This is a genomic window from Paenibacillus pabuli NBRC 13638 (assembly GCF_001514495.1).
Classification (GTDB): Bacteria; Bacillota; Bacilli; order Paenibacillales; family Paenibacillaceae; genus Paenibacillus; species Paenibacillus pabuli.
The window spans coordinates 43,376-58,281 of record NZ_BCNM01000030.1; the positions used below are offsets into that span (position 1 = coordinate 43,376).

Here is a 14,906-nt window from a genome sequence, read left to right on the forward strand (position 1 = left end):
TTCACGTGAAGAGGCAGACGATCATTTCGGTTTTCTCAGCACACTTGCAGCACTCGATATCCCGAGGTCAAGCACTGCAACTCAAGAACTTCTGGGATGGCGCCTGTGCAACCTGCACTGATCCCCGACCTCGAGCAGTCTCACTACTTCAATAACTGAATTTCCAATCTTTTATTGAAAAAAACGCCGATGACCTTAACCAGGTAACCGGCGTTTTCATTTTAGCGTTTCGGCATTTTGCTCTCATCCATGTACAGCAGGTTCCAGCGGTGACCGTCCAGGTCGGCAAATCCGGCTCCGTACATCCAGCCGTCCGTTTCACTCGGCTTGCCAAAGATTTTTCCTCCGGCAAACTCGACTTTCTGAATAAAGGCATCAACTTCTTCTCTGCTTTCAGCGCCAATGGAAAATATGACTTCTGCGCTATGGGAGGTATCTGCGATTTTTGAACCTGTAAATTTCTCAAACGCCGCATCCGGGAACAGCAGAATCGTTGTTTTGCCTATGGAAAGCTGGGCTCTCTCGTTTCCAACGCTTACTGCATGAAATCCAATCTCATTGAAAAAGGCAGTTGACCGCTCAACATCTTTGACAGGCAGGTTTATCCAGATTTCTTGTGACATGGCTGTTGCCTCCTGGAATATATTTTCGACTACTTTTACTATACTCTAATTCTCGCATCAGAAGCGAATCTTTTAATAGAAACTGCAGCTTCCAACGTATTGGAATGAGACTTGAACAAAACCTTTGACACTTGTTTATGGAAACATCTATTATAACTTTAGTATTTTTTATTTCATTACTATAGTAAATGCCATTAGGAAGTAGGTAGACATTACATATGATTCCATTAGTATATGACCAGATTAACCATTGGGGAAGAGACGATGAATTTTTCTTAGCACTGCTAAAGAAATTAAATGTAGAATTTATAGCGGACCTGGGCTGTGGAACAGGGAGATGGACTACTCATCTTGCTCAAAAGGGTTACATCATTACAGCTATAGATCCTAATGAAGAAGCGATTGATATGGCAAAAAGCAAAGATCATCCAGGCAATGTGAATTGGATTGTAGGTGATAGTACAGATTTGCAATTCAATACGTATGACGCGGTGATCATGACAGCCAATGTTGCTCAGGTATTTCTTACAGATGATAGTTGGGAGCAAGTAATTTCAGATGTTATTCAATCCCTAAAAGTTGGAGGTCACTTTATCTTTGATACAAGAAACCCTTTGGCAAAAGTGTGGAAAGAGTGGGAGAAGGACAAGACTCCTGACTTAGCAAAAGACAGACTTAGTGGAGATTCTCTAGAAATTTATACCGAATATGAGGGGTTTGAGGGAGATATATACACGTTCTATGAAATTATAAAAAATACAACGATAGACAAAGTCCTGATTCATGAAAAAATGCAGCTAAGGTTTCGAACTCAAGAAGAATATGCTGAGTCGTTAAAACAAATTGGATTTACACAAATTGAAACGTATGGTGATTGGGAATTTAAACAGGCGCATTCTGAAAACAAATCGTTTATTTTTCATTGTGTGAAATAGAGTAGGAACTGAACGTTCCAATACATACGACACAAAGTCGCTAGCATAGCGGCTTTTTTTATTTAGGGGAGGGACCTGCTTCCATAACCCAAACGAAGAAGGTCAATTGTGAGAAATCATATGTGGATCTTACTATAATGGTATAATGATTGAATCACTACGATTGATCGTAACCAATAGGAGGAAGAGTCCAATGGATAAACAACAGATTCTTATCCGAAATAACGTGAAAGTAACGGGCTCTGGTTCCGTTGCTCTTATATTTGCCCATGGATTTGGCTGTGATCAAAACATGTGGCGCTTGATTGTACCGAATTTTGAAGAGAAATACAAGGTTGTACTGTTTGATTTTGTCGGTTCGGGAAATTCCGATATTCAATCTTATGATCCTAGTCGTTATCATGATCTATACGGTTATGCTCAGGATGTCTTGGACATTTGTTCTGCACTTGAATTGAAGAATGCCATTCTAGTGGGGCACTCCGTCGGTGCAACCATCGGTATGCTGGCATCCATTCAAAGACCGGATTATTTTGATCGGTTAGTTCTAATCGGACCTTCTGCACGCTATTTAAACGATTGGCCTGATTACATCGGCGGATTTGAACGGGAAGATCTGGTTGCTTTATTGGACATGATGGATCAGAACTTTCAAGGCTGGGCGAGTTATCTGGCTCCTGTCATTATGGGGAATACAGACCGGCCGGAATTATCCGAAGAGCTGAAGCAGAACTTTTGCGCAACAGACCCTAAGGTGGCCCGACGTTTTGCAGAAGCTACTTTTCTATCTGATTACCGTAAGGAACTCAGCAAGGTGGTAGTACCCTCGTTGATTCTGCAATGCTCCGAAGATGTGATTGCGCCACTGGAAGCTGGAGCCTATGTCCATGAGCAGATGAAGGGGAGTGAGTTCCGGCTGATGGATGCAACCGGTCATTGTCCACACCTGAGTCATCCAGATGAGACCATTCGCCTCATTAGCGAATATTTTGCCTCAACCAATTCAATACAGGAAAGCGAGCTACACACATAATATGGATGAATGGTTGGATTACGCCTCATGCGGTTATTTATCGATAGATCAAAATCGGAGAATACAAATCGTTAACGATACCTTTTGTCGCTTGCTTGCATATGAGAAACTAGGAATCATCGGTACCAGCTTTGAATCCCTGCTAACTCGGCCGAGCCAGGTTTTCTTTCAGATTTATTTTTTGCCGCTGATTAATCTTAACCATCAGGTTAATGAGATGTGCTTAATGATGAAAACCGGTAGTGGTGGAACATTAGATGTGCTTTTAAATGCTGTGGTCCGAGGGCAAGGAGACGAACTAACTTATGATTGTGTCCTCATTCCCGTCCTGCGTAGGAAAGATTACGAGCAGCAGACTGAACAAGCTGATAATGCTTATCGGAAAGCGAAAGAACAACTACAACGGATTGAGCAGGAGCTCAAAACGAAGGAAGAACTTGAATCTCTTTCTCCTCCCAAGGTCTAACTTATCACTTCATTATTGAGCATATAATGTCACGGGACATAACATGTACCATCAAAGTCGCTATAAAAGCGGCTTTTTTGTGTTGAGGAATCATTCCCATTAGGGCGTACAATACCGTTTTTAGTGGGAAATGCTCCAATTATTATGTTTACTGTCCAAGCAGACTAGTTACCTATGAATATATTATATTATCTTCGTGATAAGGAGGTAACACTATGACAACGTTTTTGGATGCGAGAACATCGCAAAATGCAAGTTTGGCCAACTCGATCGCGATCCCCATCCTTCTAATTAACACACCGCAAGTGTTTGGTCAGATTGGTTTGCTAACAGCAGGTGCAGGGACTAACCCTAGAGTTCAATTAAAAGGAACCGTTTCTGTACAATTACCGCTGGCCCTTGTTGGGGTCACCATAACGATTGTACGCGGTACGCTGGCAACAGATCCTGTGATCTATTCGGCAACATCCACATTTAGTTTGAGCGTGCTTGCACCTCAAGTTATTACGTTTTCAGCAGATGATTTTAATCCACCAATTACTCCTCAATTGACGTACACTGCTTTTATCAGTTCTAACTTGCTTGGTACAATCCGTGTAGGACCTGAGAACTTCGACGGATTTGTCGTATCGGACTAATAAAAAGGATCTGAAATTACAGATATAAGATATATACACCTTTACTTTACCAGTTGTTAAACTGGTATTTTTTTGTCTATTAACGTTTAGTTCGCCGACGACGAATACTCCCCAAGGAAACCATTGACACTTAACTAAAACAAAATCATGGAGGATTCGTTATAGTGAGGATCAAGTACAACGAGAAGCTTTGTTGAGAATTTTAAATGTAGTGAACGTGGAGAGAAAATGAACATAAATCAATGCTCAACTAACGGGAGACGTTACCCTAATAAAATCAAGAAGGCAGTCGATTAATGTGATCGACTGCCTTCTTGATTTTATGTCTAGTTTATCGAAAACGATGAGCATTAACTTGAAATAATCAATTCATTCTATAGGGAGATCAAATCTGATTAATCCAGTTGCTGTAAACCATTGAACCACACCGATTTTATTGACAAGGTATCTGAAATTTGAGTGGTTGGATCACCCTCTACAAGAATAAAATCAGCGCGTGCACCTTCGGTGATACGACCGCGGTCGTGAAGACCAAAGCAACGGGCCGGTTTGGAAGTAGCTGACTGAAGAGCTTCGATCGGCGTGAACCCGGCCTTCACCAGCAGCTGCATCTCATGGTGGACACTGGCCCCATGAGCAAGGCCGCCAAGGTTCGGAACGGGAACCGGAGCGACATCCGTTCCTACCAGAATATCAACACCGGCACGGTGAAGATCCATCACATTCTGAAAGCTGTTCTCCATATTACCTTGCGGGAACGTATTGAAGCTTGAATTCAAAATATCGATCCAGTCTGGACTTAATTTGGAATGAACACGCGGATCATTCGCTAATTCCGATGCCGGATTTCCGATAATCGATGAATTCAACACCAAGCACGGTATAACAAAAGCGCCTGAACCCGCTATGGACTTCACTAAGTCGGATGTGTACTCGGGTCTGTCGATAAACAAATGGCCCAAACCGTCGACTCCAAAATCGATAGCTTCTTGCGATGAAAGAGCCGTCAAGACGTGGGCAATGACCAGCTTATCCAACTTGTGGGCTTCTTTCACGGCTGTCTTTAGAATCTCGTCGCTAAGTACAGGCAGGCCAGGTGCCCCCATGACCGTTCCTTCTTCAATCATGACCTTGATATAGTCGGCTCCATTCTCCACTTGGGTATGCACATGCTTAATCGCCTCTTCAACTGTTGTGACTTGCGGTATTTCTTCGTGATCGTGAGCGTATGCGGCCAACATTGCTTCCCGATCTTCCTCGGATAACTTCTCTAGTTCCTTTAATATGAATTCCGGTATTTCATCTCCATCTGGCAGTAACTCATCTGGGTGTCCACCCGGAGCGCTGATCGCTGTGCCAGCAGAACGGACGTCAGCCACGTCATTTACATTTTTCAACTGAATCTCGCGACCTCTTTGAGTGAAGTCGCCGTTCATTTCGAGTTCGGTTGTAACGCCGAATTTTAAGGCATCCCGTAATCCCCCAATTGAGGTGTGGACATGGGCATCAATCAGACCAGGCATTAGAGTCGCATTTTCTCCGTTAATAATCGTTGCTTCGGCCGGAAGTTCTCCGCCGACTGAAATAATGGATTCCCCTTTAATGACAACATGTCTGTGCGCAATGATTTGATCTCCGTCAAAGATACGTACATTTGTAATCGCCGTCACTGGTTCTAACGCTGAATTTTGAACTGATTTCTCCATTTCAATTCCCCCTAAGTGTTTTCAGTATAACAATTCGGAGTATAACTGTTAGTTATCTAACTGTCAATAAGCTAATAGTTGTTTGACAAGCCTAAAGGATCACTGTATAGTACATTTACTTACAATTAGGTATCTAACAATTGGAGGGAGGGGGATTATTATGCAATCCGAAAAGGATACACCATATCTGGATCTGTTTCAGGTTATTGGTCTGAAGTTAAAGAAAAGAGCGGACGAGAGTATAAAAGAGCTGGGGTTAACCGCTCAACAAGGAAAAGTAATCGACTATATCTATGAAAATCAAAATAATCAAATCATTCAAATGGACCTTGCAGACCGATTTCATTTAAGTCGTGCTAGCATTACAAGCATGCTTCAAGGTTTAGAGCAAAATGGGTTCATCGAGCGCAAAATTCCGGCCAACAATGAACGGCAAAAAAATATATATGTGCTGCCAAAAGCGATTGAATTGATTCAAGACTTTCAAGACTCATTCCAAAAAGTGGAGGAAGAAATCGTTCAAGTCCTTACTGAAGACGAAAAGCAAGTCTTAAAGAAATTGTTGATCAAAATCAATGAACGCCTATGAATAAGACGATACCCTATGAAATTATGGAGCCATCTCCAAACTAGGTTCCTAGAAGCTCCCCCTGACAATCAGTGCCAACTTATTAGCTTGCGTTAAAATAGATGATTTGACTTACAGTTAACTCTATGTTTTATACTTCGAATAGGCTTGTAGAGTCAGAACTAAAATGTAAATGCTCAGGCTAAGTTTATGGGAATAATACTTTATTGAAATTAAGTTCAAAAGGAGGGAAAAGTCTGGATTTCACCTATCGCTCAAGGTACACACTTTTAGTAGAAATCGAATATGTCTTTGGGTACTGAAATTATAGTGGCAATGTGTATATTGACTGGTGTCTACGTTCAAATAAACTAAATTATGTAATGAATTGGAGATTTAATCAACAATGATAAAGAGCAATAATTGGAATGTATTTGGCCTGGCGTTGTTGCTGGGTTTATTTTCAACATTAGGTCCATTTACGATTGATATGTATTTACCGGCTTTTCCTGAGATTGCAGAAAATTTCAATACAAACGCGTCGCTTGTTCAGTTTAGTCTTACTGCTTGTTTATTAGGGCTAGGTATGGGGCAACTCGTTATGGGTCCTTTGAGTGATGCTCACGGTAGACGTAAACCGTTGTTAATCTCCATGGCTGCCTATATTATTTGTTCCTTGGCGTGCGCTTTTGCTCCTAATATCGGACTATTGATTTTGTTTCGTTTCACTCAAGGATTTGCGGCTTCAGCAGGAATTGTCATTTCTCGTGCGATAGCTAGGGACCTTTATAGTGGACATGAACTCACTAAATTTTTCTCTTTGCTGTTGCTTGTAGGGAATTTGGGGCCTTTGGCAGCACCGATCGCTGGAAGCGGCATTCTTTCATTCACGACATGGATTGGTGTGTTTATCTCACTCTCATTTTTGGGCGTTTTCTTATTAATAATGACAAAATGGGGTTTGAAGGAGTCAAACCCGCCTGAACGACGTATGGCTCCCAACTTCAAACAACAGTTAGGGAACTACAGAACGCTTCTACGTGACCGCAAGTTTGTTGGCTATATGCTGGCACAGGGAATCATGACGGCTGGGGTCTTTGCATATGTAGCAGGAACACCATTTATTTACCAAAATATATATGGAGTCACACCGACTGTATTTGCTATATTGTTTGCTTCGAACGGGATCAGCTTGATCATCGGTTCCCAAATTGTGGGTCGGTTAGCACAACGTATACCTGAGCAGACTCTTCTATTATCTGGACTGTGGCTTGCTTTAGCGGCAAGTGTTGCAGCTTTGGTGGTAACCTTAGTTCATGGCCCGTTGTTCGCTTTGGTTATTCCGTTGTTCTTCTTTGTTTGCTCCATAGGTATTACGTCTACTGCAGCATTTCCGCTTGCGATGGAGAGCCAAGCCAAGATGGCTGGAAGTGCAGCAGCGCTACTTGGAGTTGTTCCTTTTCTTTTAGGCGCCCTGGTTGCTCCTCTGGTGGGTATCGCAGGTGAAGACACTGCCGTCCCGCTTGGACTCACTTTATTAATGACCAGTCTCGTTGCGATTCTGACATACTTCCTCCTAGTTAAGAACATCTCGCGTCGGACACCTCAACATGCTCAGTCTGATCCTAACTTTTAACTCAGAAAGGGTTGATGATAGGATCATTAGACCACATAAGCGGAAAAATTCTCACTTAACTGGTCATTCAGTTGGTGAGAATTTTTCTAGTCATAGTTAGTACCAAGTACTATAATTAAGTCTTGTAAATTAAGATATAAATATTAATTAATGAATCACAAAATAGTTTCAGTGATCTTAACCTTTGCAAATTTAAGTAACATATTCACTCAACCCATAATCTTCAGCGAGGGAGTTTTTATTTATGAAATTCAATGAATTTTTTGTTGGACAGACCTTTAAAACGAAGTCCTTAGAAATGAGTAAAGAGGACATTATGAGATTTGCATCCGAGTTTGACCCGCAATATATGCATTTGGATGAAGATAAAGCAAAAAAGGGACGCTTTAATGGGATCATTGCTTCCGGGGTTCAAACCTTAGCCGTTACATTTAAACTATGGATTGAAACTGGTAGCTATGGCGATGATGTGATTGCTGGAACCGCATTCAATAATATTAAATTTATTAAACCAGTATATCCAGGAGACATACTGTATACCCATGTTGAAGTTATTGAAGTAAAAGAGAAGAGAAATGACACAGGACTCGTTACTGTGAGGTTTTCGACTTTCAATCACAACGAGGAAGTGGTTTTTACAGGGGACTTATCAGCTTTGGTTCAGAAGTAGACCTTTAGGAGGAAACATTGTTTGTAATATCATCGCCCTTTGGATATTTCGCAGAAGTGTACTCCGGATGTTACAGTATGAATGAAAAGGGATGTACTACCGTCAGAAGCATGAATAGCAAACTTGCTATTTGTTAACCGGAGCTTAGGTGCTCCGGTTTTTTGTAGTCAACAAGTTTTATGGCTGCACTATCAAAGTGAGAGTGCTCCTCATCCGCTTTATTCTAAGGATGTTCAGTCAGACTGGACAAAGGAACGGTTATTTCCTGTTCCGAGTTTCCGATCAGATAGATCCGAGCTGTTTCATCCTCATTGACATGCTGGATAAAGATAGGGGTATCGTTGTAAGTTACATTTTTCATAATGGCCGATTCAGAAATTTCAATTGCTCTTTGTTTGTTCATGAGAATTCTCCTTATTCTGAAAGCTCATTCAATTGATCAATATGACTGTGGGCGGCCTTTTTTATTTCTTGGTCGAGTTTCGATTGTCCCTGAATTTCTGCGGCAGTCTCCATCTGATTATTCAGCTGATGCTCGATCTGTCCAATTCCATGCGCTTCTTGTTGCTGTTTGCTCTTAGCCAAAACGATCCCTCCAAATAGTGATCAGATCTTTAAAATCCCTACATCACTACATTGCACCAAACAGTAAGTGCTTATGCAAAATTTATCTCGTAAATCTGATTTAATAAACATTGTGTTCCCCACTACAATTCCACTGACATGCACAGAAAGCAAGAGCCGAATGGAGAATAGGTCACATCGGTAAACCATTTCGATTGGATGCCGTAAATTTCATCTCATACTCTATCAAGATCAGTTCAAGTGTCCGTTGCGTCTTGCTTAGTTACTCATACATTATAGAGTCGGCAGAATTGGATGAAGACAGTAAGTTCGTTGAGACAGGTATGCGAGTTTAGAGATTCAACGAGGAGGCGAAATTATGACAAGAAAAATCGTGATCGAGATTAATTTCAACAACTATGGTTTTGACCCGCAGCGTTTGACGAGAGAATGGCTGGAGCGAAGAATGGACATTTTTCGCAGGTTTACGCTGAATTGTCTCAAGGCGCAGACGAATCAGGATTTCCTGACCGTAGTGAAGCTCTCGAAGGAATCAGGAGAGTTAATGCAGGAAATTTTGGCAGAGCAGGAACCGTTGCCGGCCAATATCCGTTTCGGAACGCATATCGAGAGCGTTGGCGCCATACTCGCCTTTGCGGAAGGACATGAAGACATTTACATTGCCAGACTGGATTCGGATGACCTGTACCATAGGACGTTTGTTCAGCAGCTATATAACGTGCAACCAAAGCCAGAGACGATGGCGCTAATCAACCAGAATGGGTATTTGTGGGACAGCGTCAATAATGAGATGGCACCGACGTTTCATCGTTCACCGCAATTCTATGTGTATCTGTATAAAACGGAGCAATATGCCTCAGGATACCGCGTCAAGTTACCGGGGAGAGGCACCCATGGAAATGTCATTGATCTGCCACATGAGTTGCTGCCTCCACGCAATTATATCAATATTGTTCATTCCAGTAACACCTCGGTCAAAAAGGTTCCACCTAAAGACCGGCTGAGTGGAGACGAGATTGAACAAGTATTAAGAGAATTCATGATCTGACCAGAGGCGTTCTTGATAGATTCAGGGCAAAACGAAGAGGTACAGGTTCCTACGTAGATCATCCCTGAACGTCAAAGGAGGGCTAAGAGAATGTCTAAGGAAAAAAAGCTTATTGTAGAAATGCTCTTTAATAACTGGGGATCGACAGCGGATCGACTGACCAAGCGCTGGATAGAATACAGAATAGATCTATTCATGAAGTATGCATTGAAGAGCCTGGTCCTTCAATCTTCTCAGGAGTTTACCTGCTACGTACTGTATGACCCGAAGTCTGAGAAGCTTATACACGGGACACTAAAAAGGTATCCTCCCCTGCCTTCCAATATCTGTTTTGTTACATCTAAAGATTACCAATCTCGTGTGATCCAAGATATGGAAGAGTTCGAGTATTTGTACCGCGTCTATCTGTCCAGTGATGATATGTATCACAAAGATTTTATAAAAAAGCTGCATGCCTATAAACCCCAAAGAGACACGGTATCCCTGGTACCGCAATACGGTTACATCTACGACTCGGTACAAAAGCGACTGGGTAAATTTTTTTTCTGGCTTCCCAGCTACGGTGTAACGCTTGTCAATGTGAATGAGTATTTGAAAGGACAAGCGCCTCGTTATACCTGGCGCGATGCATTTAAGGTTCCCCGAGAATTCATTAATATCAAGGAACCAATCTGGATCAATCATATTCATGGACAGAACACAGGAACAACATTTGACAATGTACTGACCTGGAAAATAGCACATATTCATGATGCTTGTACGTTGGAGCCGTGGAATAACAGTAAGCAACCTAGAGCTGTTTTCGGTCCTGAAATCACAAATCCAAATGAGATCGAACAGATACTGAATAACTTTTTCTAACTGTGCGTTTCGATTCCAAGGAATATCACAATAAGTGGCCGGTCATTCCGACCGGCTTTATGTTTTTGGTCGCGGGACAAGAACTTATACCTATTGCCGTAAGGGGTAGGAAACTGGGCTTCATGTTGATATCTTCGAAATGAAGTGTCTATAATAAGCGGTATGAAGGGAGGCGCAGACAATTCGCTATTTATACGAGTTTATCCAGCATCAGGATGATCTGCCTATGAAACTCTTCGTGAATTCTGTGAAACATATTGATTTTCATTGGCATAAAGAAGTTGAAATTGTTTATGTTCTTCATGGCTCGATCATCATGTATCTGGACCAGAAGCAATATACACTCCATGAAGATGATGTCATCGTCGTAAACAGCATGTCAGTACACAAGATTGAGCGTACCAATCAAGATAACGTGTTGTTAACATTGCAGTTCGGTCCGGAGTTGCTGAACAGTAATGCATTTATCTCCTGCAACTCTGCCCTGAACGTTGATCAAGACGCTTCCCGGCTACATAGTATTAAACAAAATCTTGCTCAAATGGTATGGGAAATAAACAAAAAGTCGCCGGGTTACCAAAGTTTCACAATGGGCAGATTACAGATGTTATGCGGTTGCCTCCAGAGATATTTTTTAGGTGGAACAAATACGCCGATGGGGGAAGGAAGCAAAGATTACGACTATAAAAGGCTGAATAGAGTCCTCACATACATTGATAGTCACTACAATGAGAAGATCACGCTGCAGGAAATGGCTCAGTCCGAGCATTTGAGTTTGCATTATTTTTCCCACTTCTTTACCGATAAAATCGGTATATCCTTCCAAAAGTATTTGACGCTCATTCGTTTGGAGAAAGCCCAGACCCAGCTGGCAGGGAACGAAAAGAAAATCTCGGAAATCGCACTGGATTGCGGATTTGCCAACGTTAAACTGTTTAACAAATACTTCAAAGAAAAGTACGGTTGCACGCCTGGTTCCTATCGGGAAGCATCGCATGCAGCCGTACCCCATCAGTTGAACGTGAACCGCAAGCCCAAAACGTATGAGGAATCTTCAAGCGGAGATTATTACGAAATGGAAACGCTGAATGCAATTGGATCGCTGTATCGATATCTGGACGCAAAAATGGACACGGGTCAGGACAAGGTCCATCTATCGACTACTCTTGGGGCAGACCAAACCCGCATTGAGGTTCAAGCAGACCAGACATCTTTTGTTTATGAAAAGCACTGGAATACCACCATGACGGCAGGAAGAGCTGTAGAAGGATTGCGTGAAGATTGGCGGAAGCAATTGTCCGCATTGAAAGGAAAAATCCCTTTTCAACATATCCGATTTCATGGGATATTCAATGACGAGATGATGGTTTACAGCGAGAAAGAAGATGGCACCCCCGTCTATAATTGGTCTTATGTGGACAAGTTATATGATTTCATTCTAGATCAGGGAGTTCGGCCATTTGTGGAACTGAGCTTTATGCCGAGCCAACTGGCGAGGTCCAAAGAAACGATATTTTGGTGGAAAGGGAACATTAGCCCACCGTCAGATCGAGCCAAGTGGCAAGCGCTAGTTCGCGAATTTGTTCGCCATTGTTTGAACCGTTATGGGGCGGAAGAATTGAAAAAGTGGTATTTCGAAGTGTGGAACGAGCCTGACCTGGCAGGTGTCTGTTGGGCAGGAAGCAAGGAAGAATACTTCGCTTTTTATGAATCCACCGTTCATGCCATCAAATCGGTATTGCACGAACTGAAGGTGGGAGGCCCCGCCATGGGTTATGGATCTCTCTGGAACGACACTTGGGCTGAGGAGTTTCTGGCTTATTGCAGAAAGCGGGAAGTGGCCATCGACTTCTTTTCGTTCCATATCTATTCGGAATATCCCAAGCTTAAAGCTGAAGATGATCGTTTGACCCAAATCATGCCGCCTTCGTTTTATAAGGAAAGCATTGACCGGCTGCGGCAAAAAATGAATGCGTCATTGTACGGTCATGTTGAACTTCATGTTACCGAGTGGAACTTTTCGCTATATGACCGAAACTTGCTGCACGATACCATGTTCATGGCTCCGTTTGTCATCTACCAAACCATGAACACGCTAGGTGACGTGAAAGCGATGGCTTTCTGGTCCTTTACCGACGTATTTGAAGAAAGCATCGTTCCCGCTTCTCCGTTTTATGGAGGCTTTGGCTTGATTAATCGTGATGGGCTAAAAAAACCTAGCTATTATGCGTTTGAACTCATGCAAAAGCTCGGTGATGAACTGCTAATTAAGGGAGAAGGTTATGTTGGAACCCGAAAAAGCGACGGAAGCATGCAATTTCTGTTCTATCACTACGTTCACGTAGATCAGCTGTTTACGAGTGGAGATTGGTCGGAATTATCCTGTTCAACCCGCTATGACGTATTTGAGGAAAAAGGTGACAAAACATTCGAACTCAAGCTAAACAAGCTCGCAGGACCCTATAAATGCACCAGTTATCAACTGGATCGGGAGCATGGATCGGTATTTGACGAGTGGACCCGCATGGGATCGCCCTATTCCTTAACGGAAGAAGAGATCTTTTATTTAAACGGGAGAAGCGGTCCCGTCATACGGACAGAGATAGTTAGAAAGGAATGTTGGAGCAAAGAAATTATGCTCCCGCCTCATGGTGTGATGTTACTCATGTTCGATAGGCAATATTAAATGAAAATACAACCTCAAGACATCTTTTCCGAAATGGAGGGATGTTTTTTGTTGTTTATTTACTTGCACAGGTAGATAAGCTAGAACGGAAGACATGAAGTGGGCAAAAAACGAACCATAATGCGGCAAGTTTCAACAAGAAAGCGTTAACACTTTTCTATATACTTTGGTTGTGGCAGCTAAGAGAAAGACAGGGGGAGTTTGGATGAAGCGTTTCATGAAATGGATGACAGATTCGTTCGCGCCCAAATTGGAGGCGTTTACGAACAATATTTGGGTTTCTTCAATTCAAGAAGCCATCATGGTCGCCATTCCGATGATTTTTATCGGTTCGATTATTACATTGATTTCGATTTTGCAGGATTTCATTCCGGGAATGCCGGATCTGACACCCATCACCACATTCAGTTTTGGTTTATTGGGTTTGTTTATTGCTTTTCTGACGCCTTATGTGGTCATGGAAAAAAAGGATCGCCACAAAATCAAGTTGTTAGCGGGAATGACTGGGGTATCCCTGTTCGTTATGCTTCTTCATCCAACGATGAACGAAGATGGAACCATTCAATTCATTCTTGAACGGTTCGGACCTTCGGGAATGATCACAGCGCTCCTGGTGGGTGTGTTTGTTGCTCTTGTCATGAATATTTGCAACAAATTCTCGTTCTTTAAAAAGGGGTCTTCACTACCCGAATTCATTATGGACTGGTTTGATTTTCTCGTTCCAATCGCTTTGGCATTAACTACAGGATGGGTTCTGGTATATCAGCTTCAGTTTGATATTTTTGCGATGATCGTGAACGTTTTTGAGCCAATCAATGCCATGGGGCAAAGTCTGACAGGTTTTATATTATTCAATTTTATTGGTGTAGTGCTGTATTCCTTTGGCGTAAGCCCATGGGTTATGACACCGATCTGGTACGCGATATGGATACCTGCAATTGAAGAAAATGCTGCTCTTGTCGCAGCCGGGCAAGATCCGGTCAATATCAACACCTTCGAAACCTTTTTCTCCGGCTGGCTTGGTATTGGAGGGATGGGAGCGACCTTGCCGTTAGTTGTCTGGTTCCTGCTGGCCCGATCGAAAAAGCTGAAGTCCGTCGGTAAAGCGACCATCATCCCGTCCTTGTTCAATATTAATGAGCCTGTCGTGTACGGAGCACCGATTGCTTTCAATCCGCTGCTCATGGTGCCGATGTGGATCAACGGGCTCATCACGCCGATTATTGTGTATTTGGCGCTTGATATGGGTTTGGTGCGAATTCCGAGCCAGATCTTCCAATTGTGGTATACGCCGATCGGACTGTCCACCTACATCATGTCTGGGTTCAACGGCCTTATTTTGCTGGCGGTGGTCCTCCTGATTGTATTTGCTGTCTGGTTCCCGTTTTTCAAACTGTATGATGCACAAGAACTGAAGAAAGAAAAGGAACAAAATTGATATAAAAAGGATG

Annotated in this window: 15 protein-coding genes; 11 read left to right on the plus strand and 4 right to left on the minus strand. The window is 42.5% G+C overall.

Features of this window, described 5'->3' with window-relative positions; translation table 11 throughout:
* Positions 1–221 precede the first annotated feature (221 nt).
* On the minus strand, positions 222–623 hold the full coding sequence (locus PPA03S_RS28980; RefSeq protein WP_062329148.1) for a VOC family protein: 402 nt from the start codon (positions 621–623) through the stop codon (positions 222–224).
* A 218-nt stretch (positions 624–841) separates the two neighbouring features.
* Between PPA03S_RS28980 and PPA03S_RS28985 the strand changes: the two genes are divergently transcribed.
* The 4 genes from PPA03S_RS28985 to PPA03S_RS29000 all read left to right on the plus strand — a co-directional run bounded on the left by PPA03S_RS28985 (position 842) and on the right by PPA03S_RS29000 (position 3,695).
* Entirely contained in the window at positions 842–1,558 is a 717-nt protein-coding gene (locus PPA03S_RS28985; RefSeq protein WP_062329151.1) for a class I SAM-dependent methyltransferase, read from the plus strand.
* A 193-nt stretch (positions 1,559–1,751) separates the two neighbouring features.
* Entirely contained in the window at positions 1,752–2,591 is an 840-nt protein-coding gene (locus PPA03S_RS28990) for an alpha/beta fold hydrolase (RefSeq protein WP_062329154.1), read from the plus strand.
* A gap of 1 nt (position 2,592) precedes the next feature.
* Entirely contained in the window at positions 2,593–3,057 is a 465-nt protein-coding gene (locus tag PPA03S_RS28995; RefSeq protein ID WP_062329157.1) for a nitrogen regulation protein NR(II), read from the plus strand.
* A gap of 215 nt (positions 3,058–3,272) precedes the next feature.
* A complete protein-coding gene (locus tag PPA03S_RS29000) occupies positions 3,273–3,695 on the plus strand; it encodes a hypothetical protein (protein ID WP_062329160.1) in 423 nt (140 codons plus the stop codon).
* A gap of 395 nt (positions 3,696–4,090) precedes the next feature.
* Here the strand turns inward: PPA03S_RS29000 and PPA03S_RS29005 are convergent, their stop codons facing one another.
* The gene (locus PPA03S_RS29005; protein WP_062329163.1) at positions 4,091–5,401 is read right to left on the minus strand and encodes an amidohydrolase family protein; all 1,311 of its coding nucleotides are present in this window, start codon (positions 5,399–5,401) and stop codon (positions 4,091–4,093) included.
* Between the two features lie 160 nt (positions 5,402–5,561).
* On the opposite strand from PPA03S_RS29005, the gene PPA03S_RS29010 reads away from it, so the two are divergent.
* The 3 genes from PPA03S_RS29010 to PPA03S_RS29020 all read left to right on the plus strand — a co-directional run bounded on the left by PPA03S_RS29010 (position 5,562) and on the right by PPA03S_RS29020 (position 8,275).
* Positions 5,562–5,990, plus strand: a complete 429-nt coding sequence (locus PPA03S_RS29010; protein WP_062329166.1) for a MarR family winged helix-turn-helix transcriptional regulator — start codon at positions 5,562–5,564, stop codon at positions 5,988–5,990.
* A 385-nt stretch (positions 5,991–6,375) separates the two neighbouring features.
* The gene (locus PPA03S_RS29015) at positions 6,376–7,605 is read left to right on the plus strand and encodes a multidrug effflux MFS transporter (protein WP_062329169.1); all 1,230 of its coding nucleotides are present in this window, start codon (positions 6,376–6,378) and stop codon (positions 7,603–7,605) included.
* Between the two features lie 244 nt (positions 7,606–7,849).
* Positions 7,850–8,275, plus strand: coding sequence for a MaoC family dehydratase (locus PPA03S_RS29020; protein ID WP_062329172.1), 426 nt, complete (start codon positions 7,850–7,852; stop codon positions 8,273–8,275).
* Between the two features lie 223 nt (positions 8,276–8,498).
* On the opposite strand, the gene PPA03S_RS29025 is transcribed toward PPA03S_RS29020, so the two are convergent.
* Together PPA03S_RS29025 and PPA03S_RS33505 are read right to left on the minus strand one after the other, a co-directional pair.
* Entirely contained in the window at positions 8,499–8,678 is a 180-nt protein-coding gene (locus PPA03S_RS29025) for an H-type small acid-soluble spore protein (RefSeq protein WP_062329175.1), read from the minus strand.
* A gap of 11 nt (positions 8,679–8,689) precedes the next feature.
* Positions 8,690–8,860: a hypothetical protein gene (locus PPA03S_RS33505; RefSeq protein WP_167666115.1), complete on the minus strand. Its 171-nt coding sequence runs from the start codon at positions 8,858–8,860 to the stop codon at positions 8,690–8,692.
* Between the two features lie 358 nt (positions 8,861–9,218).
* On the opposite strand from PPA03S_RS33505, the gene PPA03S_RS29030 reads away from it, so the two are divergent.
* The 4 genes from PPA03S_RS29030 (at position 9,219) to PPA03S_RS29045 (ending at position 14,893) form a co-directional block, all read left to right on the plus strand.
* Positions 9,219–9,908, plus strand: coding sequence for a glycosyltransferase (locus PPA03S_RS29030; RefSeq protein ID WP_062329178.1), 690 nt, complete (start codon positions 9,219–9,221; stop codon positions 9,906–9,908).
* Positions 9,909–9,998: 90 nt separating this feature from the next.
* The gene (locus tag PPA03S_RS29035; RefSeq protein ID WP_062329182.1) at positions 9,999–10,769 is read left to right on the plus strand and encodes a hypothetical protein; all 771 of its coding nucleotides are present in this window, start codon (positions 9,999–10,001) and stop codon (positions 10,767–10,769) included.
* A 238-nt stretch (positions 10,770–11,007) separates the two neighbouring features.
* Positions 11,008–13,455: a GH39 family glycosyl hydrolase gene (locus tag PPA03S_RS29040; protein WP_082704359.1), complete on the plus strand. Its 2,448-nt coding sequence runs from the start codon at positions 11,008–11,010 to the stop codon at positions 13,453–13,455.
* Positions 13,456–13,660: 205 nt separating this feature from the next.
* Positions 13,661–14,893: a PTS sugar transporter subunit IIC gene (locus PPA03S_RS29045; RefSeq protein ID WP_062329188.1), complete on the plus strand. Its 1,233-nt coding sequence runs from the start codon at positions 13,661–13,663 to the stop codon at positions 14,891–14,893.
* Positions 14,894–14,906: the final 13 nt, after the last annotated feature.

Coding starts and splice junctions, on each gene's coding strand:
- PPA03S_RS28980 (WP_062329148.1), bottom strand. CDS start 623: ATGTCACAAGAAATCTGGATAAACCTGCCTGTCAAAGATGTTGAGCGG.
- PPA03S_RS28985 (WP_062329151.1), top strand. CDS start 842: ATGATTCCATTAGTATATGACCAGATTAACCATTGGGGAAGAGACGAT.
- PPA03S_RS28990 (WP_062329154.1), top strand. CDS start 1,752: ATGGATAAACAACAGATTCTTATCCGAAATAACGTGAAAGTAACGGGC.
- PPA03S_RS28995 (WP_062329157.1), top strand. CDS start 2,593: ATGGATGAATGGTTGGATTACGCCTCATGCGGTTATTTATCGATAGAT.
- PPA03S_RS29000 (WP_062329160.1), top strand. CDS start 3,273: ATGACAACGTTTTTGGATGCGAGAACATCGCAAAATGCAAGTTTGGCC.
- PPA03S_RS29005 (WP_062329163.1), bottom strand. CDS start 5,401: ATGGAGAAATCAGTTCAAAATTCAGCGTTAGAACCAGTGACGGCGATT.
- PPA03S_RS29010 (WP_062329166.1), top strand. CDS start 5,562: ATGCAATCCGAAAAGGATACACCATATCTGGATCTGTTTCAGGTTATT.
- PPA03S_RS29015 (WP_062329169.1), top strand. CDS start 6,376: ATGATAAAGAGCAATAATTGGAATGTATTTGGCCTGGCGTTGTTGCTG.
- PPA03S_RS29020 (WP_062329172.1), top strand. CDS start 7,850: ATGAAATTCAATGAATTTTTTGTTGGACAGACCTTTAAAACGAAGTCC.
- PPA03S_RS29025 (WP_062329175.1), bottom strand. CDS start 8,678: ATGAACAAACAAAGAGCAATTGAAATTTCTGAATCGGCCATTATGAAA.
- PPA03S_RS29030 (WP_062329178.1), top strand. CDS start 9,219: ATGACAAGAAAAATCGTGATCGAGATTAATTTCAACAACTATGGTTTT.
- PPA03S_RS29035 (WP_062329182.1), top strand. CDS start 9,999: ATGTCTAAGGAAAAAAAGCTTATTGTAGAAATGCTCTTTAATAACTGG.
- PPA03S_RS29045 (WP_062329188.1), top strand. CDS start 13,661: ATGAAGCGTTTCATGAAATGGATGACAGATTCGTTCGCGCCCAAATTG.